The organism is Peribacillus sp. NPDC097895 (assembly GCF_050277555.1).
Taxonomy (GTDB): Bacteria; Bacillota; Bacilli; order Bacillales; family DSM-1321; genus Peribacillus.
The window spans coordinates 129,881-154,709 of record NZ_JBNNSH010000006.1; the positions used below are offsets into that span (position 1 = coordinate 129,881).

At 41.9% G+C, this 24,829-nt stretch carries 18 protein-coding genes; 9 read left to right on the forward strand and 9 right to left on the reverse strand.

From position 1 onward, the window contains the following. Positions 1 to 4 precede the first annotated feature (4 nt). From ACQKMH_RS23155 to ACQKMH_RS23170, 4 genes are all read right to left on the reverse strand, one after another. Positions 5 to 1,273 carry a dicarboxylate/amino acid:cation symporter gene (locus ACQKMH_RS23155; RefSeq protein WP_427589714.1) on the reverse strand — a complete coding sequence of 423 codons (1,269 nt, stop codon included), beginning with the start codon at positions 1,271 to 1,273 and terminating at the stop codon, positions 5 to 7. Positions 1,274 to 1,503: 230 nt separating this feature from the next. Further along, positions 1,504 to 2,424, reverse strand: coding sequence for a ketopantoate reductase family protein (locus tag ACQKMH_RS23160; protein ID WP_427589715.1), 921 nt, complete (start codon positions 2,422 to 2,424; stop codon positions 1,504 to 1,506). 150 nt (positions 2,425 to 2,574) lie between these two features. After that, positions 2,575 to 3,129 carry a 3D domain-containing protein gene (locus tag ACQKMH_RS23165; RefSeq protein ID WP_427589716.1) on the reverse strand — a complete coding sequence of 185 codons (555 nt, stop codon included), beginning with the start codon at positions 3,127 to 3,129 and terminating at the stop codon, positions 2,575 to 2,577. A gap of 380 nt (positions 3,130 to 3,509) precedes the next feature. Then, positions 3,510 to 4,574, reverse strand: a complete 1,065-nt coding sequence (locus ACQKMH_RS23170; RefSeq protein WP_427589717.1) for a M20 family metallopeptidase — start codon at positions 4,572 to 4,574, stop codon at positions 3,510 to 3,512. Positions 4,575 to 4,735: 161 nt separating this feature from the next. Here ACQKMH_RS23170 and ACQKMH_RS23175 point away from each other — a divergent pair, with 161 nt between their 5' ends. Beyond that, complete coding sequence (locus ACQKMH_RS23175) at positions 4,736 to 5,242, forward strand: general stress protein (protein WP_427589718.1); 507 nt, start codon at positions 4,736 to 4,738, stop codon at positions 5,240 to 5,242. A gap of 49 nt (positions 5,243 to 5,291) precedes the next feature. Here ACQKMH_RS23175 and ACQKMH_RS23180 read toward each other — a convergent pair whose 3' ends face one another. The 3 genes from ACQKMH_RS23180 to ACQKMH_RS23190 form a co-directional block, all read right to left on the reverse strand. Then, the gene (locus ACQKMH_RS23180) at positions 5,292 to 7,283 is read right to left on the reverse strand and encodes a methyl-accepting chemotaxis protein (RefSeq protein ID WP_427589719.1); all 1,992 of its coding nucleotides are present in this window, start codon (positions 7,281 to 7,283) and stop codon (positions 5,292 to 5,294) included. Positions 7,284 to 7,504: 221 nt separating this feature from the next. Then, complete coding sequence (locus ACQKMH_RS23185) at positions 7,505 to 8,977, reverse strand: PH domain-containing protein (protein ID WP_427589720.1); 1,473 nt, start codon at positions 8,975 to 8,977, stop codon at positions 7,505 to 7,507. Next, entirely contained in the window at positions 8,977 to 9,471 is a 495-nt protein-coding gene (locus ACQKMH_RS23190) for a PH domain-containing protein (RefSeq protein WP_427589721.1), read from the reverse strand. Before ACQKMH_RS23190 ends, ACQKMH_RS23185 begins: the two co-directional genes overlap by 1 nt. A 289-nt stretch (positions 9,472 to 9,760) precedes the next feature. Here ACQKMH_RS23190 and dacB point away from each other — a divergent pair, with 289 nt between their 5' ends. The 3 genes from dacB (at position 9,761) to bluB (ending at position 12,840) form a co-directional block, all read left to right on the forward strand. Further along, positions 9,761 to 11,182, forward strand: a complete 1,422-nt coding sequence (dacB, locus tag ACQKMH_RS23195) for a D-alanyl-D-alanine carboxypeptidase/D-alanyl-D-alanine endopeptidase (RefSeq protein WP_427589784.1) — start codon at positions 9,761 to 9,763, stop codon at positions 11,180 to 11,182. A gap of 302 nt (positions 11,183 to 11,484) precedes the next feature. Continuing rightward, on the forward strand, positions 11,485 to 12,090 hold the full coding sequence (locus tag ACQKMH_RS23200; protein ID WP_427589722.1) for a uridine kinase family protein: 606 nt from the start codon (positions 11,485 to 11,487) through the stop codon (positions 12,088 to 12,090). A gap of 108 nt (positions 12,091 to 12,198) precedes the next feature. Then, complete coding sequence (gene bluB, locus ACQKMH_RS23205; protein WP_230160544.1) at positions 12,199 to 12,840, forward strand: 5,6-dimethylbenzimidazole synthase; 642 nt, start codon at positions 12,199 to 12,201, stop codon at positions 12,838 to 12,840. A gap of 122 nt (positions 12,841 to 12,962) precedes the next feature. On the opposite strand, the gene rpoN is transcribed toward bluB, so the two are convergent. Then, positions 12,963 to 14,327 (reverse strand): RNA polymerase factor sigma-54, encoded by a 1,365-nt coding sequence (gene rpoN / locus ACQKMH_RS23210; RefSeq protein ID WP_427589723.1) that lies wholly within the window; start codon positions 14,325 to 14,327, stop codon positions 12,963 to 12,965. Positions 14,328 to 14,706: 379 nt separating this feature from the next. On the opposite strand from rpoN, the gene ACQKMH_RS23215 reads away from it, so the two are divergent. From ACQKMH_RS23215 to ACQKMH_RS23225, 3 genes are all read left to right on the forward strand, one after another. Further along, positions 14,707 to 16,032, forward strand: coding sequence for an aspartate aminotransferase family protein (locus tag ACQKMH_RS23215; protein ID WP_427589724.1), 1,326 nt, complete (start codon positions 14,707 to 14,709; stop codon positions 16,030 to 16,032). An 18-nt stretch (positions 16,033 to 16,050) separates the two neighbouring features. Further along, the gene (locus ACQKMH_RS23220; RefSeq protein WP_427589785.1) at positions 16,051 to 17,484 is read left to right on the forward strand and encodes an aldehyde dehydrogenase family protein; all 1,434 of its coding nucleotides are present in this window, start codon (positions 16,051 to 16,053) and stop codon (positions 17,482 to 17,484) included. Positions 17,485 to 17,725: 241 nt separating this feature from the next. Next, positions 17,726 to 19,243, forward strand: a complete 1,518-nt coding sequence (locus ACQKMH_RS23225; RefSeq protein ID WP_427589725.1) for an aldehyde dehydrogenase family protein — start codon at positions 17,726 to 17,728, stop codon at positions 19,241 to 19,243. 467 nt (positions 19,244 to 19,710) lie between these two features. Here the strand turns inward: ACQKMH_RS23225 and ACQKMH_RS23230 are convergent, their stop codons facing one another. After that, on the reverse strand, positions 19,711 to 21,762 hold the full coding sequence (locus tag ACQKMH_RS23230) for a molybdopterin oxidoreductase family protein (protein ID WP_427589726.1): 2,052 nt from the start codon (positions 21,760 to 21,762) through the stop codon (positions 19,711 to 19,713). Positions 21,763 to 21,917: 155 nt separating this feature from the next. On the opposite strand from ACQKMH_RS23230, the gene putP reads away from it, so the two are divergent. Next, positions 21,918 to 23,387, forward strand: a complete 1,470-nt coding sequence (gene putP / locus ACQKMH_RS23235) for a sodium/proline symporter PutP (RefSeq protein ID WP_427589727.1) — start codon at positions 21,918 to 21,920, stop codon at positions 23,385 to 23,387. 162 nt (positions 23,388 to 23,549) lie between these two features. Next, positions 23,550 to 24,821, forward strand: a complete 1,272-nt coding sequence (locus ACQKMH_RS23240; RefSeq protein ID WP_427589728.1) for an ATP-binding protein — start codon at positions 23,550 to 23,552, stop codon at positions 24,819 to 24,821. Positions 24,822 to 24,829 lie beyond the last annotated feature (8 nt).

Genomic DNA, 24,829 nt, shown 5'->3' on the forward strand with positions numbered 1-24,829 from the left:
TCATTTATTTTTCCGATGAGACGGCCACTTCACCCATATCACCTGAAATGGCTTGATTTGGATTGAATTCACCTTCTGATTTAGAAATGACCACTGTAGCAACACTGTTACCAATTAGATTAGTGATGGCACGTGCTTCAGACATGAAGCGGTCGACTCCCAGCAGTAATGCCATTCCTTCAACTGGAATCATTGGGAAGGCAGCTAATGTTGCAGCAAGTGTAATGAAACCGGATCCCGTTACACCGGCAGCTCCTTTGGATGTTAACATCAAGATTCCTAGAAGGGTCAATTCCTGCCAGATGCTTAAATCGACACCATAGGCTTGGGCGATGAAAATCGCTGCCATGGATAAGTAGATGGATGTGCCATCAAGATTGAAAGAATAACCAGTTGGGACAACCAACCCGACTACCGATTTTGAGCAACCGTATTTTTCGAGTTTTTTCATCACGCTTGGTAGAGCGGATTCCGACGAAGATGTTCCTAAAACTAAGAGGATCTCTTCTTTTAAATAGGCTATGAACTTGAAAATATTAAAGCCGTAGATTTTTGCGATCGAGCCAAGGATAAAAATGATGAATAGTGCCATTGTGATATATACGCTACCCATTAATTGTCCTAAAGAGCTTAGAGAACCAAGGCCAAACTTACCGATTGTATAAGCCATTGCTCCAAATGCCGCCAATGGCGATACTTTCATGATCATGCCGACGATGCCGAAGAAAATATCGGCAATATGCTGAAAGAAGGAAACGACTGGCTGCACTCTCGGTCCCATTGCCGCCATTGATAATCCGAATAATACGGCAAAGAATAGAATTGGGAGTAAGTCTCCGCCAGCCAGTGCGGCAACGGCATTATCAGGAATGATATTAGAAATGAAAGCAATGGCGCCATGTTCCGTTTCGGAAGCGGCTGTTGTATATTGTGATACATCTCCGCCTTCGACTGAGTCGATGTTAAACCCTTTACCAGGTCCCAACAGATTGACTACGATGATTCCGATGGCAAGGGCGAAAGTGGTAACGATTTCAAAATAGAGCAAGGCTTTTCCGCCGATGCGGCCGACCTTTTTCATATCGCCCATACCGCCAATTCCGATTACGACGGTTAAGAAGATGATTGGTGCAATGACCATTTTAATCATTTTAATAAATAAATCTGCTAATATCTTAAGTTGTTCACCGAACGCAGGAAAGAAGAAACCGACTGTTATACCTAGAATGATACCGATTATGACCTGAACGGTTAGATTTTTTAATATTTTCAAGGTGCATTCTCCTTTGTTATATGATAGCGCTTTCTTAACTTGACCTTAGTGTAACAGAATAAAGAATCAGAATATTCTTTTGGTGATATTGTTCTTTTTGGTCTTTTTGGTCTGGGGATTATTTATAAATGGTGGGAAGGGGAGGAATTAATAATGATTTAGGGTAGATGTAAGATAGATCCCGAAGAAACGAAAAAAAAATACCGGTGTAACACCGGTATTAGGGTAAATTAATTTTCAAATGGCTTTATGAGTGCATAAAGGGTCCCGATTACAGGAAGCTTCAAACCGGTCTTTTCAGCAAGACGCAGTGCGCCGCCCTGTAAATGTTCCACTTCAAGGGTTTGGCCTTTCCGACGGTCCTGATGCATGGAGGAGGTGGATTCATCCGGTAGACCTGCCATGTTTTCCAGCGCCTGAGCAATATTCTGCCCTGTAATTCCGACGTCATAAGCGTTTGCAAGTTCCTTCATTTCAACAAGTACCTTTTCTAGCAATCCATTTGTTTCAGGAAAGCTCCGTATCTTGCCGATAGGGAGGTTGGATGCGGTTGTTACACCGGAGAATGCGGTGATGAACATGTATTTGATCCACATCCTCATTAATATGTTTTCCGTTCTACTTGCCCTCATGATAGCTGACCCGACCGCCTGTTCAAATTCATCACAAATCGAAATCTGTGATGAGTGAAGCGGGCCATAGATTAAATCGTGATTATCATTGGAGTGAATGACATGACCTTTTTCATCAAGAGTGGCAATGATGAATGCGCTTCCTCCCATGACGGCTTCACGGCCAAGTTCGTCCTGCAAAATCGAGATATGCTCCAATCCATTTAAAAGCGGAAGGACCTTTGCTCCCTTTTCAACAAGAACCTTTAAGTCGGGGATAGTACCAGGGAGATGCTGACCCTTTACGGCGAGGATGACCAGGTCAACTTTTCCTAAATCATTTATATTTTCAATGATACGCATTTCGTTAAATTGGTAGTTTCCGTGCGGGCTGGTAATATGAAGGCCGTATTCTTCCAATTGTTTGGCCCGGTTTTTTCTGACCAGGTATTGAACATGCTGCCCTCCCTCCTGTAATCTACCTCCAAAGTATGAGCCGAGTGCCCCGGCCCCTATAATGACAATATTCAAAGTGCACACCTCTCTTTTTTAAATTAAGATGTACTAATCATAACATTGACGGAATTTTCGGTAAATATTTAACGTATTATGGTAACAGATTGTTTAAGAGTGTTACGAATGGGGAAAAACAAAAAACCAGCCTGATAGGTTTCAGGCTGGTACTTACTATTATTTATAGACTTTGACTTTTACCGTTTTTCTACCCCAATCGATAGCTTTTGATTTAGAAGAGTAGAAGACGTCAATTTTATTCCCTTTGATTGCGCCGCCTTTATCTGCAGCAATGGCCTCCCCGTATCCTTCTACGTGAACTTTTGTTCCTAGTGGAATGACCTTAGGGTCGACTGAAATGGCTTTTACTTTAGGGTTTTTCTTTAAGTTAAGACCTGATGCTGTAATACCGCTGCAACCTTTACAATCCGCTGTGTAAGCTGTCGCCTTCACGGTGATCGTTTTATATTTCTTGGCTGATGTCGTTTTAGCTTTAGGTTTAGAAGATGTCGAAGTTTGCTTAACCTTTAAAACTTGTTTTGGATGGATGTTATCTTTTTTCAGGTTGTTCCAACTTTTGAGTTGATTGACTGTTATATTATGTTTATTGGCGATACCCCATAGTGTGTCGCCGCTTTTGACTTTGTATGTAGTAGTAGCAGCCGATGAAACTCCGGAAAAACTAAATACCAGGAAGAAAGCAGTGAAAAGTGGAAGTAGTATTTTTTTCAAAATGAATAGTCTCCTTTGTTTTAAATCGTAGACTTAGAATAACAGGTCTATATGACAATAATGTTTCGGTGGAATAGTAATTGTGTTACAAAAAAATTTCTCTTGATAAACAATTGTAATATATAGAGGGTATAAAGACCTAGTTATTTAAATGATAGTAAATTATTTATGATGTCAGTATGAGCACTTTTTTGTTTAATGATGTTGGTAGAATGGTATATTTTGTTTTAATGTATAAAAAATGGTTGTAAAATCTTTAGTTTTAAAGTCCTGTATATTTTGTAAAAAAGCAACGTAATAATAGTTAATTTATTGCTATATATTTTTAGAAAATAAAAAAACCGACATCTACGAGATGCCGGCTTTTAACATGAATAGAATTAAGTTAACACAAATTCAGATGCGAAATCGACTAGCATTTTTTGATAGACTGCAACAGATTCGAGATTCACGTATTCCCTATCGCCATGCCAGTTCTCCCCTTTTGGTCCAAATTCAATGGCCGGAATATCATATGCCGCGAAAAAGACAGTATCCGCGGAACCGTGTTGTCCAAAAATGACAGCCTCTTGATTGGTGTTCTTTTCGATAATTGGACGCAGCAGCGTGATGAATGGTTCGGACTCTTCTGTTTTTACAGGCTTACTGTACATATTAAGGTGGACATTCTTACCTGTCACACTTTCAATCTGAGCAATGATATCTTCCATTGTTTGCGTAGGAAGATAGCGAATATCAAGGCTGAGCAAGCAGGCATCCGGTACCTTATTATAGACATCTCCACCTTTTATTTTTGCTAGGTTAAGTGAAGGTGATGAATACAGGGGTGTATGATCCCGGGTGAAAGGAAGTTCCTTTATTTTTTGATAGAGCTCATATGCCTTTTCGATCGCATTCACGCCTTCCCATGGACGGCTTCCATGTGCGGATTTACCGGATACTTCAATATCGAGGCGAAGGGCACCCTTTGCCTGGAGGCCGATTCCTAATTGCGTCGGTTCTGCACAGATTACGAAGTCCCCTCTGTAACCATGTTTCGCTAAATATCCAGAACAGTTCAACCCGCCAATTTCTTCATCCGATACGATTTGCAGCTGGATTTTCAAACCGAGGTTCCTATCTTTCAGTTCGGAAAATGCACACATCATCCCTGCAACCCCTGCTTTCATATCGGCAGCCCCGCGTCCATATAAATTACCTTCATGAATCTCAGGGAAAAATTGATCCGGCGTCCCGCTGACAACATCGACATGGCCATTCCAAATGAGAGTCTTATCTCCGCTGCCAATCTCGCTAACTAGCATTTTATACCCGTTATTAACGATTACATTCACGGCAAGACCTTGCTTTTTAAGCCAATTCGCACAGTATTCAACCGCTTCATTGGCTCCTTCTTTCGATGAACTGTCAATTGATACTAAGTCTTTAAGTAACTCGATGAGCAAACAGAAAACCTCCTAAAATATGCATACTATCATTATATATACCCTTTCTAAGTTACGGTTAACTAAAAATATTTTCCTGTTAAAAAACGTTTAGACCTTTCATTTCCTAGGGTATGTAAAGGGGGAGCGACAATTTACATTCTTTAAGGAGGATGATAGATATGGATAAGCGCATAATTGGTGTATATGAAACTGGTGAAGAGGCAATTAAGGCTGTTGAGAGCCTGCAGGCCGAAGGATATAATCGTGAAGATATTTCGGTAGTAGCGAAAGATAAAGAAGAATTAAAGACAGTGAATGACGAAACGGGTACAAAGGTTGAAGAAGGACTGGCAGCTGGTGCAGCGACCGGAGGTATTTTGGGCGGAACTGCCGGGTTATTAGCAGGTGTTGGTGCGTTGGCGATTCCGGGAATCGGACCGGTCCTGGCAGCTGGACCGCTTGCTGCAACATTAGCAGGTGCGGCTGTGGGTGCTGGGACAGGCGGTTTGGCCGGTTCATTAATCGGCATGGGCATACCAGAAGAAGACGCGGATCGTTATGAAGCCGATGTAAAGAGTGGCAAGCTGCTTGTGTTAGTCGATTCAGATGCACGTAAATCAAATTCCTCTTATTCAGGAATTACAGAAACGGATGAAACACTGACGCACAGTAGAAGAACTCTATAAATCATAAGGTAAAAAAAGGACGGATCCCTATGGACCGTCCTTTTTTTGATTAGAATGTAAATTTCTTTATTTCATTGTGCATTTCCTGGGATAGGGCATCCAATTCACTAGCCAGGGCATTTAATTGCTCCATGGAAGCATTCGTTTGTTCGATGGAAGCAGATACTTCTTCAGTTCCGGCCGCAGTTTCCTGACTGATTGAGTTTAATTGTTCTGCATTGCTGGCCATTCGTGTGACCTCGGATACCATATCGTTCATCATTTTCTTTATTTCGTCAAAATTGCTGAAGGTACTCGCGATAATGGATGCAATATGACTGAAGGCATTTTCCGTATCCGTTACGGAAGTATCCTGATAACGGATTTTTTGATTGACTTGATCTATTAAATGAACGGTATTGGTTGTATCGGTTTGCATGGCTTGAATGATTTCCGAGATTTCTTTCAGGGAGTGTTCCGTTTGGTCTGCCAATTTCTTCACCTCATCGGCAACAACGGCAAACCCTTTTCCATGCTCACCAGCCCGGGCTGCTTCAATGGCAGCATTTAAAGCGAGTAAATTTGTCTGTCCGGCAATCCCGCTTATGGTCTTTACGATCGCGCTAATATCATGGGAACGTGCATCCAATGATTGGACTGCCGTGCTCATCTTATTGGATATCAGGGACGTTTCATTGAATTGCTGTTTTAGGTCCTTCACTTGCGTGATTCCGTTTTCGGAAGCCTTGAACATGTTCTCGGATTCCAGGGCCATTTTGCTCGTTTGCACTTCAAGATCATTGATTTTGTCAGCTAAAAGCTTTACAGCATTTTCGTTATTTTGACCAACTTCAATTTGATCTATGGCACCGGCTGCTATTTGTTCCATCGTCATGGCCACTTCATTTGCAGCAGCTGAATTCTCATCTGCACTAGCCACTAGCGTCATGGAGGAATCGGATACTTTATCGGAAAGGTTGTTAACCTTCCCTAACATATGGCTCATATTCCGGGTCATGATGCTGGTGTCTTCTGCAAGCTGCCCGATCTCATCTTTCCTGGAGTTGGAGATCCTGGATGTGAAATTGCCGTCAGCCATTTTCCGGATGGATTCTTGCAGTTTTTTAATGGGATTCGTTAAAGATCGGGTGATGAAGACAGCAGAAAGTACAGTGACAGTAAAGATGACTAACAGCGTGATGATATTATCGATTATCAGCGAACTAGACCTGTCTTTCACTTCATTTTCTTCCATCACTCCAGCTATTCGCCAGCCCGTGGTTGGGTTTGTGGCGTATCCGATGATCTGGCTTTCTCCTTCAAATTCTTCGATCATGGATCCGGATTCACTTTTCATTTTTTTGAAAATATCTTCCTTCGATATATCCTGTTGAATTTTCTCTTTATCTGGATGGGTAACGAATGAGCCTTTCTTATCCACCAAAACCGTATAACCCGTTTCACCGAATTTCGTTTGGTTAACCATCGTGACCAACGTGTCGATCGAGATGTCGACACCGAGCACGCCTATTAATTCATCACCATCATATATGGCCTTTGCTGCGGTAATGACAAGTGTATTCGTAGCCTGATCTGTATATGGTTCCGTCCAAATCGTCTTGTTTTTTTCTTTCAATGCGGATTGATACCATTCCCTTTGTCTTGGATCAAAGTCAGCCGGTAATTCAGCTTTTGGGAATATTAATGTTTTCCCATCTTTCTCTGTGCCAAGGTATAAGCCATTTATTTCTGAGTTGCTGGATTGGGTATTGGAAAACTCACTTATTATGGAATCGGGGTTCTTAGCATAAGCACCCATGATAGGATACTTACTCATCCTATCCAATTGATCTTCCGTTTTTTGAAAGAAAATTTCGAAAGAATCGTCCATTGACTTGACTTGCTCCTTCGTCGTTCCGGTAAGTTCCTCGGTCGTCAAATCAATACTATTTTTATAACTCATGTAAGAGATGGCCAATCCGCTTATCATGATCATAGCTAAAAAAGGAATCAATATTTGTTTTTTTAGCGAATTAAAATACCAGTTTGTAAGTCTTTTCATATGGACAATGCTCCTTATGTACCTTTAATTTAATTTTGGCTTCTATAAGATATTTCGGTCTGCATTGACTTTTTTTGAAGCTTTAAGTTAGAAAATTCCCATAATTAATTGTGCTTTGGAGTGCTGATTTCAAAAAAAGGTATTTACGGGAGGGCGAGAGGGGATATAGATGAAAAAAAGAGCTGACTGCCCTAGTCAACTCTTCCATAATTGGTGGCCTATTATTCGATTTGAATATTTTTTGTCCTGCCTGTATACCACGTGTAAAACTCGTCAGCATATTCAACGGATACGTCTTGAAGCTTTGTATGGTGTACAGGCTTGGAGCGGTTGATCGTTTCGATGGAGGCGAGCCCGAAAAGTTTTTGCAACTTCGAACGTTCCACTTCAATTTGAATGACCTTGCTTCTTTTGGTAATGAATAGCGATGTTCCCAAACTCCCGGATTTAAATTGGATGAACTCATCAAATAACAAGTAACGGCTATTTTTGTAATCCAGTATTCTCAATGTGTAAATGAGGACGAGTAAAATCAATGATACATACCATATGGCCGGTTTGAAATAATAGATTGCCACAGTCGAAAGAATCCAGAAATAGCTCGGCCGCAGCATGCGGATTTTGAAGGCTTGTTTCGATAGCGACTTCATTGACCGTTCCACTTTATATGCGGGTAAAATCTCTTCTACCATCCCATAAGCCCGTTCAATCGATAAAAAAGGATAGAGCGTATTCGTTTCAAGTTCTTCATCGCCCGTGCTTCCTGCACTTATCAGTTTAACTTCTGCCAAACCTAGCATTCTTTTAATGAGTGATTGGGTGATTTCAACAGCTTGCACCTTTTCTTTCTGAATCGAAAAAGCGGATTCGTCCAGTACACCTTTCTTGATATATATGCGCTCTTGATCGGAAGAAATTTCATATTTTCCGTATTTAACGAATGTGGAGACGATTCCGAAGGCGACGGCAACACATATAAGGGCTGTAATGACGATGGTCATGACCCACCACGTATCCAATAACGTGGCAAGAAACCCTTCGGCATTCTCCAAATTGATAAAATCATCGAGTGTATTGTATATCGTAGCTACAATGGGAATAAGAGCCAGAAAGCTAAGCGATGTAAAGGAGGCTTTCAGAATATCTTGTTTGGTTGGGGTGAAATGGATCTTTTTTTCAGTGAATGATTCCATGTTCCCCACAATTTGTTCTTTTGGAATATCTGCTTCAATATCGGAAAGTTCTTGTTTTGACGAATACTCCCCCTCAAGCCGTTCAGCCTCTTTTCGAGAAATCACTTCGAAAGGGACAGTCCCCTGATCGCCAGTCATTCCCGTTTCGAAAGTTAAAGAAGTCAGGCTGAAAATTTTGTGGAATAACGTCGTGCGTTGTTGAACATTCTGGACTTTTTGAAGCGGGACCGTTCGATACGATTTCGAGATAAGTCCTGAGGTAATATATATGGTTCCTTCTTTTATTTGATACCTATAGGTATACCATTTAAGAATGATTGATATGACTTTCCAAACCATATAAACTAGAAAGCCGATTTGGAGTACCTTCATATATATCTTTTCAGAACCGAAGTTCAGCACATAAAGCATGATTATGAAAAAAACGTTCCCTTTCAGCAATTTCCATAATTCGAAAGTGATTATGAAAGGGTGTAATCGTTTTGCGTGTTCTTCCATCATTAGTCCACTTCCTTAATTTTCGCGAAATGGGCAATTTTATCTCGTAATTCATACGCTTCTTTCTCTGGGATGGCAGGTATGTCATGAGAATCCCCCATAGTTCCGATACTCAGTGAATAAAGGTTATATTTTCTCAAAAACGGACCTTGGTTCAATTTGACGGACTGAACTTTCGTCATCGGAATGAGTTCATGGGTTTCATTCCAAGAGCCTTGTTTTGTTTGAATGAATTCTTCGTTCACGTCGTAACGCCAATATTTTTGCAACAAGGTTGGTTCAATGAAGATGGACCAGATGGCATGGATAATTAGTAAAAAGATAAGTCCGTTTAAAATCCATCCAATCCATTCTTTCCATTCAAAATAACTATCAACAAACAATAGGGTGCCAAGGACGGCGAGGATGATGAGATTGGTAATGGCTTCAGTCATTCGCCAAACTTTCACGGATTCTTTGGAAATCTTCTTCGTTGGTGGATGTATCTTTGAATACATATGTTCACTCCTTACTATGTCTTTATACTTATACGGATCATCTTTCAAAAAAGTTCCCAGTTTTATCGTACAGGTATATGAAACTATGGAACGGCATTTAAATAATCAGATCGTTATTTGAGTGCGTGTAATAGGGAACTTCGAGTGAATATTTTCCTTTTATAAGAATGGAAAATGGACAAGATAGTAGTAGTTAGTTTTTAGAGTAGGAGTGATAGGTTTGACATATAAAAGGAAGTTAAGTTTTATCTTCTTCCTGTTTTTGATTTGTTTTTTTAATGGAGAATCGATGCAGGCTGCGAATGAAGAGGGAAACCTTGGTATGGAAATTCAACGTATTCTGGATACTTCCCCAGCATTGTCAGGGGCATTAACGGGAATATCCATTCGTTCAGCAGAAACGGGGGAAATGATATATGAACGAGGTTCGCAAACGCGATTGCGGCCTGCTTCTAACCTTAAGCTTTTGACTGCTGCAGCTGCACTGGAAACATTAGGGGAAGATCATGTATTTCAAACGGAATTATATATGAAGGGAGTGCAGGTTGGCCATGTTCTTCAGGGAAATGTGTATCTGAAAGGAAAGGGAGATCCCACATTATTGGAAAAGGATTTTGATGAGTTGGCAGCTTCATTGAAGAGAAAACAAGTTAAGCTCGTCCATGGAGATCTTATCGGCGATGATTCCTGGTATGATGATGTTCGTTATTCGCAGGATCTCGTTTGGGGCGATGAACAGGAATATTACGGAGCAGCTGTTTCTGCCTTAACCGCTTCACCGGATGAAGACTATGATACCGGAACCATAATCGTGGAGGTAACACCAGGTGATAAGGTTGGAAGTATGGCAACGGTGGAGCTGAAACCGGAGACGGATTATGTGAAGATCATCAACAAAACGAAAACAGTAGCGGCAGACGGCAAAAAGAAAATTGAAGTCGATCGGTCTCATGACACACATGCCGTTACGGTGACCGGAACCATTCCGGAGCATGCTGGAGAGGTTAAAGAGTGGATCTCGGTGAAAGATCCAACAGAATATGCACTGAACCTATTTGAAAAATCAATGAAGAAAAAAGGGATTAAAGTATTAGGAGACAGGAAAAAAGGGAATACGCCAGTAGAAGCGAACTTAATCGCCACACACCAATCCATGCCGCTTTCACAACTTCTTATTCCTTTCATGAAATTGAGCAACAACAGCCATGCCGAAGTTTTGATAAAAGAAATGGGCAAAGAGGCGAACGGGGACGGAAGCTGGAAAGATGGATTGAAAGTCGCCCGAAATCAGATGAAGGGTATGGGGCTCGATACGCGAACGATCAAGATGCGTGATGGATCGGGCATTTCCCAAGTCAATATGATTCCTGCGAATGAAATAACGAAGCTGCTATATGCCGTACAGGAAAAACCTTGGTTTCCTGCTTACTCCAATGCCTTGCCGATTGCGGGGAACGAAAATCGCATGGTTGGCGGTACGCTAAGAAAGCGGATGAAAGGGACGGCTGCAGCTGGGAACGTTCGCGCGAAAACCGGGACCATTTCAGGAACGAGCTCGTTATCAGGTTATGTGACGACCAAAAGAGGGGAAAAAGTCATATTTTCCATCATCCTGAATAATTTTGTAGAAGAAAAAGGAATCACGGTCATCCAGGATAAGATAGTCGTGATGCTGGCAGAACAAGAAAACGTATTAGCAACCGGGCTTTAGTATCCAATGGGGAACGAAAGTTAGTTGTTCCGGAAAACCTTTGATAAGTAGAACAGCATCAGCCCATTCTATTTGTCCTCGCCCAATCCGAATGAATATCCTGCAGCGCATAAGCGTAATTTCTATCGGAATTTCATTCTTGATCAAAATGGAAACGGTTTGGAAAGTTTTTGAAAAACTCGAAGGAGATTTGAATTTCAGTCAATAAGTGCATTTTCTTCTTATTTTTTTGTTCATATTTTCTCTCAAGGAAGGAATACAAGGGAGGACGAATAGAAATAAGTAGTAGAGGGGGAATGCGCATGAACTTTCCAACACTTAACGGACAGTATACGATTCAAAGTCTTATAGCCGAAATTCATGTAATTTCAAAAGCACGATCTCCATATATAATGGCCATAGATGGTCGGGGTGGTTCTGGCAAAAGTACACTAGCTTCCCATATTCAATCCAAATGTCCGGGTAGTGCGGTTGTTCATATGGACGACTTTTATTTGCCATCATCGCAAAGGATCCAACTGCCCCCCTGCCAAAAAGAAATTGGTGCGGATTATGATTGGGAGAGGGTTTTCAACCAAATCCTGCAACCGCTTACCTTAGGAGAGGAAGCAAGGTATCAACGGTATGATTGGGAAACGGACACGATGGCTGAATGGCATATGGTTCCGGCTAAAGGCCTTGTCATTATTGAAGGAACGTATTCAATCCGTAAAGAATTGGCAGGGGCCGAGAATTTCACGATTTGGGTTGAATGTCCTCGTGAATTACGTTTAAAACGTGGACTCGATCGGGATGGTGAAGATGCGCGTCAGATGTGGGTGGATAACTGGATGGTTCATGAAGATCTTTATGTGGACGCGCAAAGGCCTCGAGAAAGAGCGGATCTTGTGGTAGATGGAACACTTTGAATCCAGGGATATCTTGAAAGGTAAATCTACATTGTAGAGGTTTACCTGTGAACTTTTTATTGGATTTTCAGATAAACTTCTGGGGAACCGGAAGCATGGGGGGAAACAATGTTTACTAATGAAGAACAAGCTGCCGTATATAAAGCCATTTATAACAGAAGGGATATAAGGAGTTTTTTACCTAAGCCCATTTCAAAAGATATACTCCGCAGAATTTTGGATGCTGCACATCATGCTCCGTCTGTAGGATTCATGCAACCTTGGAGTTTCATTGTGATTTCATCTCAGGAAACCAAAAATCGCTTGGCATGGGCAGCGGATAAAGAAAGAAGGGCGCTCGCCATTCATTACGAAGGCGGTAAAGAAAATAAGTTTCTTAGTTTGAAAGTGGAGGGGTTAAAAGAAGCACCATATACCATTTGCGTAACATGCGACCCGACACGGGGTGGCTCCCACGTTTTGGGGAGGAACTCCATTCCGGAAACGGATATTCTATCCACTGCCTGTGCGATTCAAAATATGTGGCTAGCTGCCTATGCGGAAGGATTGGCAATGGGATGGGTAAGCTTTTATAAGAAAAATGATATTCGTGACATTTTGGACATTCCGCCGCACGTAGAACCCATTGCACTTATGTCGATTGGATATACGGATCAATATCCGGATAAACCCATTCTTGAACTAGCCAATTGGGAAAAGAGAAGGGCGATGGATGAACTTATATTCAACGATAAATGGGGTGAAAAATAAAACTCTGTTAAGTTTTAAGGAAGGCATTCGGATTCTAAAAGTTCGTGCATGAAAGGAAGTATTTATTATAGAAGGCTCTTTCGAAAGAGCCTTTTTAACATGAAAAGAGGCTGCCACAAGAACTAAAATCTGCGCCGTTTTGAGGAGCCTGGAATGCCAAGGTCTTCCCGGTATTTTGCAATGGTACGACGGGAAATCTTCGTTCCTTCACTTTCGAATATTTGACAAAGTTTCTGATCTGAAAAAGGCTTTATTTTATCCTCATCGGCAATCAAGACCTTTATCTTTTCTTTGATAATCGTAGATGATTCGGTCTCTTGGCTATTCACGCGATTTAACCCTCTAGTAAAGAAGTTCTTTAATTTAAAGAGGCCGTGTTGCGTCTGGATGTATTTGTTGCTCGTGGCCCTGCTGATAGTAGATTCATGAAGATGTAGTTTTTCAGAAATATCTTTCAATGTCATAGGTTTTAATCCAGCAATCCCTGTCATGAAAAAATCTTGTTGCTCCGCAACGATTGTCGCAGTCACTTTGTAAAGTGTCATTTGCCTTTGTTCAAGTCCTTTAATAATTAGTTGAGCATCATTTAAGTGGCCTTTGATGTAATCGTTAGCTTGATTGCCCGGCTTCATAGCGACGTAATCCTTATAATAAGGATTGATGGAAAGGTTGGGTGTGAAGCTGTCGTTGATCGTTATTAGATATCCTTCTTTTTCTTTTTCCACGTAAACGTCCGGAACGATGTACTGAGTCATATTATTGGAAAAATGACTGACGGGACGAGGGTTTAATGTACGGATGAAATCAGTGGCCTCTTGAACTTCCTGAATGGTCACATTGTATAGGCCCGCCATTTTCCTGTAGCGTTTTTCAGCTAAATCCGTTAAGTGATTTTGAACGATCGTATACGCCAATTCATTATAAATATCATGCTCACGCAGCTGAATGAGTAAACAATCAGTCAGATTTTTAGCCCCTACTCCAATGGGATCAAGGGATTGCAATACTTGAATCATATCTTCTATTTCATCCACGGACACGGAAAAAAGCGATGCGGTCCAATTTGCATCCAATACAAGAAATCCGTATTCATTTAAGTTTCCGATTAAAAATTGGAGAATCTTCCTTTCAATCGCTTTCAAGGACCTAAGCATACTAATTTGTTCCAGTAGATGGTTTTCCAAGGTTTCTGTGTTGACTGAATAATTATTGATCGGGTCGTAGTCATTATCTCCGTTGGATCGAATTTTAGAGGACCGTATCTGAGAGTTTATTTTTTGTGAACGAATACTAGATTCAGTGAGTGGTGCGAGGGGTTCTTTATTTATTTCGGTTATTTCGAGAACTGGATTCTCGTTAGCCTGTCTATGTAGGAAATCTATTAGTTCATGGGCGGAATATTGAAGGATATTGATCGACTGTTGTAATTCAGGGGTTAATGATAATTTCAAGGTTTGTTTTTGGTGAAGTTCAAAACCTACCTGCATATATATCAACTTCTTTCATTTTAGATTAACCAAGCGACACAAAATGGACTGAAATATTAATAACATGATGATAATACAAATCTTCGGAAAATTCAATGTTTTATGTCAGGTTATGTAACATTGCTGAGAATGTATGACTGAAATACGACAAACATCACCTTAATTAGCATCTAGTGAAAAGGATGAGGGATATCGATTTGTTTGTGAATCGAATGATTTAAATACGAATCAAAACCGTTTCATTTTGATTTGTTTATGAATCATTTTAGCTCAAATCCTTTTTATATTAGGTTCGTATACTTTGGCATGCATCTTGCAATATCAAATATATAAATAACAAATGATAAAAAATCCATTACAAAAGAAGGGTGTTTTTTACATGATTAAAGAGAAGTCAGGTATTCAGGAATTAATCGATTTGGATAAAAAGCATTTTATTCATCCGACTACGGCAATTGAACAACAGCAGGCAGATGGTCCAAGTTTTATCTTTAAAGAAGGTAAAGGAATATATCTTACGGACATCACGGGCAGGACAGTCATTGATGGCATGGCTTCACTTTGGAATGTGAATATTGGACATGGACAAGAAGAGTTGGCTGATGTGGCGAAAGAACAAATGGCGAAGTTAGCTTTCACTTCAAGTTTCGCTACTTTCAGCAATGAGCCGGCGATCCGTTTGGCGGCCAAAATCGCTTCCATCGCTCCTGGGGATTTGAATGCTGTTTTCTTCACTTCAGGTGGATCGGAATCGAATGACACGGCGATCAAACTTGCTCGTCATTACTGGATTTTAAAAGGGCAGCCTAATCGTCAAAAAATCGTTTCCCGTTCTAAATCCTATCATGGAGTAGCTATGGGAGCCACAAGTGCGACTGGCTTGAAACCGTTCCGTGACTTCACGAATTCCATCGCTCCGGATTTTTATCATGTAGACGGTTCATCCATTGAAGAGTTGCGTAAGGTCATTGAACAGGAAGGACCAGAAACGATTGCGGCATTTATCGCTGAACCGATTCAAGGAGCCGGTGGCGTGAACCTTCCTCCTGAAGGCTATTTTAAGGAAGTAAGGGAGCTTTGTAATGAATACGGCATTTTAATGGTGACGGATGAAGTCATTACAGGTTTCGGAAGAACAGGGACTTATTTTGGAATTGAACACTTTGGTGTTGTGCCGGATATGATGTGCTTTGCAAAAGGTGTGACGAGTGGATATGCACAGTTAGGCGGTGTGGTCCTGAATGATAAGATGCATCAGGATTTCATTTCCCTATCAAAAGGCACGCTTTTACATGGCTACACATACAGCGGTCATCCGATGGCTTGTGCGGTTGCTTTGAAAAACATCGAAATAATTGAACGTGAAAATCTTATCGAAAACTCGAAAAAGCGTGGTGAAGAGTTGCTTGCCGGCTTTAAGAAGCTTCAAAGCAAACACCCGATCGTTGGGGACGTCAGAGCACTGGGTCTTATTGGGGGCATCTCCATCGTTAAGGATAAACAAACAGGGGAAGGTTTTGAAACTCAACTAGCCCCAAGACTTGTGGCTGAAGCGGCTAAAAATGGTTTGATTTGCCGTTCTGTTACGTTTGATCAAGATACACTTGTATTTGCACCGCCTTTAATCATTACTAAAGCGGAAGTTGAAAGAATTATAGAAATCCTTGATGAGACATTTACAGCAGTTGAAAAAGAAATTTTATAAGAGGTGAAATGAATGGTCATGACGGAAACGCTAAAAAAGAAATTATTCATTAATGGTAAATGGCAAGAGGCTGAAAAGTTCACGACTCTAAAATCTCCTTACAGCGGTGAAGTTCTTGCAGAAATTCCTTCGGCAAGTCTTGAAGATGTGGAGTTGGCGATAGCATCAGCCTATCAAGCAAGAAAGGCAATGGCAGCTTTACCAAGTCATAAGCGGGCTGCGATACTTGAAAAGCTTGCGAGTCTTTTGGAAAGCCGCAAAGATGAGGCTGCTGAAATTATTGCAAAAGAGGCAGCGAAGCCAATTAAAACGGCAATGGGAGAAGTATCCCGGACGATTGCCACATATAAATTTGCAGCAGAAGAAGCAAAAAGGATACATGGGGAAACATTGACGATGGATGCTACAGCTGACGGGGAAGGAAGGATTGGATACACCGTTCGTGAGCCGATTGGCGTGGTGGGTGCGATAACGCCTTTTAATTTCCCGATGAACCTGGTTGCCCATAAAGTCGGCCCGGCCATTGCTGCCGGAAATACGATCGTTTTGAAACCTGCGAGCCAGACACCGCTATCTTCACTATTTCTTGCGGAGCTTTTAGCCGAGACGGATTTACCGGATGGTGCGTTTAATGTAGTTACTGGCAGCGGATCGGTAATTGGTGATAAATTAGTGACTGATTCACGCGTGAAGAGCATTTCATTTACAGGCAGCCCGGGTGTAGGAATCGGGATTCGCAATAAGGCTGGATTGAAGAAGGTGAGTCTTGAACTAGGTTCAAATGCAGCCGTCATCGTGGATAAAGGAATAGATATCGATAAAATCATCCAGCGCTGTGTATCGGCAGCATTCGCTTTCCAAGGGCAGGTCTGTATTTCCTTACAACGAGCATATGTTCATGAAGAGGTATATGATGAATTCGTCAAAAAATTCACAGAAGCAACGAAGGCATTGAAACTTGGGGATTCTCTGGACCCATCGGTGGATATCTCGGCGTTAATCAGTCCTGGGGATGTACAACGAAGCCTCGACTGGATCGGTGAAGCTAAGCAACACGGAGCGATTGTTGCAGCAGGGGGCAAATCAGAAGGAAATATCCTGCACCCTACTGTGCTGCTTGAAGTGGATGCCATGCTTAAGGTATCTTGTCAAGAAGTGTTTGCACCCATTGTTTTGATTAACAAGGTTTCATCCGTTGAGGAAGCCATTGAATTGGTCAATGATTCCGAATTCGGCTTGCAGGCTGGGATTTACACGACTAATATCAATTTGGCGCTTTCAGCAGCAGAACAATTGGAAGTCGGCGGTGTTATCATTAATGATATCCCAACTTACCGAGTCGACAACATGCCATATGGCGGAGTCAAAAAAAGCGGGATGGGCCGCGAAGGGTTAAAATATGCAATCGAAGAAATGACCGAAATGAAATTGATCATTATTAATCGAAATTAATGAAGTGAAGAAAAAAGGAGATGAGCAGCTGCTCATCTCCTTTTTTCATTAAGATGTTCAAGCAAAAGAGGAGAAGGGCAGCTAAAGGTTCTTATGCAAAAATGAATAGGGAATTCAAGATTGAATTTAAATGAGGCGGGTAAGGGAAGGAATATGCAATTTACCTAATATTTCAAACTGGCATGAATCTTGCAACTATAATTTATATAGGTAGATTACTTAAAACCGAGGAGGAATTTACATGCAGGAAACGTTACAAAATAACAGCAAAAAAGGAACCGGAGCACTGGACTTAAAGATGTACATTAATGGTGAATGGGTGAATTCGACTTCAGGTGAGAAAAGGGATGTATTGAATCCGGCCACGGGAGAAGTTATTGCTACAGCTGCAGAAGGAACACAGGAAGATGTGGATGCAGCGGTCGAGGCAGCTAAATATGCTTTCTATGAAGGTGGATGGTGGGGAACTCCTGCAGTCGAGAGAGCTCGTATTTTATTCAAAATAGCCGATAAATTGGAAGAAAAAGCAGAGGAATTAGCAGCGTTGGAAACAGCTGATAATGGCAAACCTTTACGGGAAGCTCGTTATGATATCGATGATGCAGCAGCTTGTTTTAGATATTATGCAGGGTTGGCTACAAAACCGACGGGTCAGACGTATGAAGTGCCTGACGGTCAGCAAGCGATGGTCATCAGGGAGCCAATCGGTGTTTGCGGGCAGATCATTCCATGGAACTTCCCAATCTTGATGTCAGCCTGGAAACTGGCTCCGGCGCTTGCTGCAGGGAATTCCGTTGTGTTTAAGCCATCAGAGGTTACACCAGTGACAGCCGTCAAACTATTTGAAATCATGGAAGAGGTCGGATTGCCAAAAGGTGTGGCAAACCTTGTATTAGGAGCGGGACAAGTTGTCGGGCAGGCCATTGCCGAGCATGAGGAAATCGATAAAGTAGCCTTTACGGGCGGAACCGCAACAGGTCGTAAAATCATGGAAGCTTCGTTGGGGAATTTAAAGAAAGTGACATTGGAACTTGGAGGTAAGTCCCCTAATATCGTATTTGCGGACTCTGACTTTGAGACTGCCGTGGATTATGCTCTATACGGGATTTTCTGTAACCAAGGACAAGTGTGCTCAGCCGGTTCCCGTTTACTTTTGGAAGAGTCCATTTATGATCAGTTCATTGCAAGTCTGACTGCGAAGGCGAAACAGATCAAAGTGGGTTCAGGTTCTGACGAAAAAAGCCAAATGGGACCTGTCGTTTCGGAAGTCCATATGAACAAGATATTATCATATATCCAAATTGGAAAAGAAGAAGGAGCCAAATTAATCGTTGGTGGGAATCGAATTAAAGGAGAAGGCTTGGAAAACGGGTACTTTGTCGAACCAACGATTTTTATCGATACGACACCAGATATGCGTATCGTACAAGAGGAAATTTTTGGTCCGGTACTTGTCGTTCAAAAGTTCAAGGATGAAGCGGAAGCCCTTCATCTTGCCAATGATACGAAATATGGTTTAGCAGGAGCTGTGTTCACGAACGATATCGCAAAAGCCTATCGTGTCATTAAAAAAGTGCGTGCCGGCATTACATGGATAAACTCTTACCATCCGACTTATAACGAAGCGCCATGGGGCGGATTCAAGCAAAGCGGAAATGGACGCGAGCTAGGCACCTTCGGTTACGAGGCTTACACAGAAGTGAAGCAAATCAATAACAACTTGGATATCCAGCCAACAGGTTGGTTTGATGAAGAGTAAATAGCTAGTTGAAAAAGGCTGTTCCATGTGGAACAGCCTTTTTCGTGGAATCGGAGATATAATTCCGGAATCGTAGATAAAATACGAAAAATCGTCGATATATCTCCAGAATCGTAGATAAAATACGAAAATCGTCGATATATCTCCGGAATCGTAGATAAAATACGAAAATCGTCGATATATCTCCGGAATCGTAGATAAAATACGAAAATCGTCGATATATCTCCAGAATCGTAGATAAAATACGAAAATCGTTGATAAAACTCCGGAATCTCGTAGATAAAATACGAAAATCGTCGATATATCTCCGGAATCGTAGATAAAATACGAAAATCGTTGATAAAACTCCGGAATCGTAGATAAAATTCCAAATTCCGACAATATAAAACGAAAATCGTTGATATAATCACATATTCGCCGACATAATCACAGAATAGCAAATATATAACTTCACTTTGATCCTTATATTAAATGGATTGGTGGACTTTTTCAAGATCGACCCGTCCTGAAAAGAAAACGGCTCCATTACCCATGTCTGAAAGGCGGTCTGGGGTAAGGGCATTGATATGTTGCTTCGTTTCAGGTGTCTTCTGCCACAAGCCTTGGCTAACAAGGACGCCGGGTAACACATTTTCACCAGGAGCAGCTTTGAGCACACATTCACCGCGATCGTTCCAGATTCTAACCATATCATCAGAGGCTATCCCTAACGTTTTGGCATCAGCTGCATTCATATGCAGTTTCGGTTCCTTTTCCAACGAAATATGTTTGGCATTATTGGAAAAGGTTGAATTCAAGAAGTTGTGGTTAGGTGCCGGAATGAATAAAAAGGGCAGGTCACTATCTTTTATGATTGGCGTATATGTTGGCAGCGGTTCATATCCAAGCTGTTTCATCCGTTCAGAATAAAGTTCGATTTTTCCGCTTGGTGTCGGCAGTTCGCCTGGGAACATCGGCTTCATCTTTGCTTTGACAAATTGATTACTTGAAAGAGTATCATAGGTGATGCCTTCTAAATACGGGTTTTCAGGGAAATCCAGTGCCTGACGGATCATATCTTCCTCAGAATCTTTGAAAGCTTGTTCCTCAAAGCCCATTCCAGCAGCTAACAGTTTGAATAATTCAACATTCGATTTCGACTCGCCATATTTTTCGACTACAGGTTTTTGTATTTGGACGTAATTATGCCAGTATGAATTATAAAAATCCTCCGTTTCATAAGATGATGTGGCAGGGAGGACGAGGTCGGCAAACATGGCCGTTTCGGTTAAGAATAGATCATGGACGACTGTGAATAAATCATCCCGCATCAGTCCTTCCTGCACCTTATTTGCATTTGGCGCGACTAGCGCCGGATTGGATCCATATACAAGCATGGAGCGAATCGGGTTTTCCTTTTTCAAAAGGGCTTGACCGATTTGGTTCATATTAATGGTCCGAGTCGCTTTATTATGCAATAAATCAGGGCGTCTTAAGGCATCTGTATTAAACGCCAGGTATCCTGAATTCCCTTTGGTCGCTCCGCCGCCTTCTATCATCCATTGGCCGGTAAGTGCTGGCAGGCAGGCAATGGTACGTATTGCCATTCCGCCATTGTCATGGTGCTGCAGGCCATTGCCTATTCGAACGAATGATGGGGTGGTCGTTCCGTACATCCTCGCTAATTCATATAAGTCATCAATTGGAACGCCAGTGATCGCCGAGACTGTCGCAGGGTCATATTGCCGGACGTGTTCGCGCAGTTGTTCAGCACCCACTGTGTATTCATCGAGAAAAGGCTGGTTTACTAGATTCTCGGCATATAGAATGTGCATTAAACCAAGGGCGAGGGCACTATCGGTACCGGGAAGAATCGGTATGAACCAATCAGCCCACTTACCGGTTTGGTTTTTATGTACATCAATGACGACTACTTTGGCCCCGTTTTTCCGGGCCTGCTGGGCAAGCGTAACTTGATGCATGTTTGTGCTCACTGCGTTAATGCCCCACATGATGAAAAGTTTTGTATGGATCGTTTCTTCCGGGTCGATGCCGAGTGAACCGCCCATTGTATAGCTGTATCCGACTGATCCGGCCGCGTTACAAATGGAACGCTCAAGCATGCTTGCCCCAAGCTTGTGGAAAAAACGGCGATCCATCCCCTCTGCGCTGAGATTCCCCATGTTCCCATAAAAGCTGTAGGGAAGGATGCTTTCGGGGCCATGTTTTTCAATCAAATCTTTCCATTTGGAAGTAATTGTGTCTATGGCTTCTTCCCAGCTGATTGGGGCGAATTTACCTTCCCCTTTCGGTCCAATGCGCTTCAATGGTTGCGTTAGGCGATTGGGGTCATAGAGGCGGGCTGTCATGTTTCGTACTTTGTTGCAAATATTCCCTTTAGTGACTGGATGGTCAGGGTCTCCTTGAACTTTAATGATTTTCCCATCTTTTTTGTGTAGCAGTAAACCGCATTGATCAGGACAATCTAGAGAGCAAACAGAGGGAAAGACTCCATCTGGCTGATTGATATAGGATTGCATGGCGTATTCCTCCTAATAAATTTATTTAATAAAATGAATTTTCTTAATTATATTGAAAGGGAAATGGTTGAAAGGTGCAAGAACTTCTTAACATATGTTTTTTTTTCTGATAAGCTTACTAGATGAAAATTAACCTATAATAGGAGGATTCATTTTTGGATTACGGAATTATAATATCAATTGGAATTTACATGGCAGGTATGCTGTTAATTGGTTATTTGGCTTATCGGAAAACGGCCAACTTGACCGATTATATGCTTGGCGGACGGAACTTAGGGCCCGCTGTAACTGCATTGAGTGCAGGTGCTTCCGATATGAGCGGCTGGCTTTTGATGGGTCTTCCAGGTGCCATGTATATAAGTGGTGTAAGTGCCGGCTGGATTGTCGTCGGCCTGTGTGTTGGCTCTTATTTAAACTGGTTATTCGTAGCGCCGCGTCTTCGGACATATACGGAAGTGGCCGATAATTCGATTACGATCCCCGACTTTTTGGGAAATAGGTTTAAAGATGGATCACGGATTTTAAAAGTAGTATCAGCATCGGTCATCTTAATCTTCTTCACCTTTTACACTTCTTCAGGGATGGTAGCAGGCGGGGAGCTTTTCCGCTCCGCTTTTAATATGGATTACCGATGGGGCATCTGGCTGACGGCGAGCGTTGTTATTCTTTATACATTGTTCGGTGGTTTCCTCGCTGTAAGCTGGACGGACTTTGTACAAGGTACGATCATGTTCATTGCCTTAATTCTAGTACCAGTTGTCACAATTGTAAACATTGGTGGCTGGGATCCTACCTTCAATGAAATAAAATCGATTAACCCGAATTTATTACATGCTTTTGAAGGAACATCAACCATTGGCATCATATCACTTCTGGCATGGGGCCTTGGGTATTTCGGACAGCCTCATATCATCGTTCGATTCATGGCGATTTCTTCCGTGAAAGAAATGAAAAGTGCACGACGGATCGGTATGGGCTGGATGGTTTTTGCTATCGTAGGAGCAATGTTCACCGGACTGGTGGGGATTGCATATTTTAACCTGACAAGCAGTCCTTTAGGGGAAAAAAATGCTGAGTCTGTCTTCATCATTTTAGCAAAAGAACTATTTCCTTCTTTAATTACAGGCTTCTTACTGGCTGCGATTTTAGCGGCGGTCATGAGTACGATTGCGTCCCAGCTGTTAGTATCTGCAAGTGCTCTGACGGATGATTTCTACAAGCAGTTCATCCGGCCGGATGCATCTGATAAGGAATTAGTGCTGGTTGGGCGGTTTGGTGTATTAGCAATAGCGGGCATTGCCCTACTTTTAGCTTTTAATCCAAGTGGTACGATCCTTAAATTGGTGGGCTATGCATGGGCTGGTTTTGGAGCGGCTTTCGGTCCGGTCATTTTGTTAAGCCTGTACTGGAAGCGAATGACGAAATGGGGGGCGTTGGCGGGTATGATCGTTGGTACGGCAACCGTGATCGTCTGGGAAATGATCGATAAGTTCGCTGAAGTATACGAAATCATTCCTGGTTTCATTGCTGGTTCAATAGCGGTCGTGATTTTCAGCTTATTATCCGACAAACCTTGTAAAGATATAGAAGAAGAATTCAATCAAGCCATCAAAAATCTCTCTTGATAGTAAAACATCCAGTTAAAATGGTGCTGTTTTTTAAGAGATATAAACCAATGAATACAATATATATGGTACAATATCAAAAGAGTCCTTGTGTGTAAAACATGAGGGCTTTTTTTGAGTGATTTGGGAATAATAAACCAAAAAGAATACAAAGGATAAAAAATGAACCAATCTCATAAAATTGCATGTAAAGTAGCTATTATATATATAATCATTGGGGTCTTATGGATTATTGTTACGGATTACATCTCGATGACCCAGGCAAAGGCAGATGTACGAATTTACGCGATGTTTCAACATTCAAAAGGCTGGATGTTCATTTTTATAACCGGGATTGTCTTATACTTCATCATCCGCCATTGGACGGGAAAAATGTTGAGGTCCCAACAGGAATTCAATCTGAAGGATGAACAGTACAAGTCGCTGTTCAAACATAATCCGGATTGTGTCATTGAATTGAACCTCGAAGGAAAGGTCGTTTCGATTAACCCGGAAGCTGAAAAGCTGTTGGGTCACCAAAGTGATAACTTGAAGGGCAGGAGTGCCGATCATCTCATCAACTGGATCGAAAGGGATATAGTAACTGTTTTCTTTAAACAGTCCCTTCAGGGAGAGGCTGCCAATTTCGAAACGACCATCCAGAATAAGAATGGAGACAAGCGGATTATCCGAGTAACTTTTTTACCGATCATCGTACAGTCGGAAATGCTTGGAGTATATGCAATCGTTAGGGATATTACCGAATCGCGGCGCGAAGAGGAATTGATGGTCATGTCTGAAAAGCTATCCGTAATCGGACATCTGGCTGCGGCCGTCGCACATGAAATAAGGAATCCGCTGACATCGTTAAAAGGGTTCGTACAGCTAATGGATATGACGAAGGAAGTCAACCCGCTGCATTCTGAAATCATGTTGGAGGAAATTGACCGAATTAATATTATCTCAGGTGAACTGCTGGTTCTTGGGAAGAAACAGGATGTAGCTTTCCGAAGGATCGATTTTGCCGACAGTTTACAACAGGTCTTCACGCTGATGAAAGCAGAGACGAATTTGAATAATATCGAGATGGGGTTGAGGGTTAAAACCGCCGAGCCGATTTATGTTATGGCTGATTCAATTGAACTTAAACAACTCATCATCAATATTGTAAAAAACAGCATTGAAGCGATTGTCGATAATGGGAAAATTGATATATCCCTGCAAATCATCGATGATCACGCTGTAGTCAGCGTTAGTGATAATGGCATAGGCATGGTACCCGAGCGCCTTGAACGGATTGGTGAACCCTTTTATTCCACGAAGGAAAAGGGCACAGGGATCGGGCTTGCAATTTGCAGGAAGATCGTCCATCGGCTTGATGGGGAGATGCATTTTGAAAGTGAGATTAACAAAGGGACGACGGTTACAATTCGTATTCCGTTGGCTACTGGATAAGAATAAAT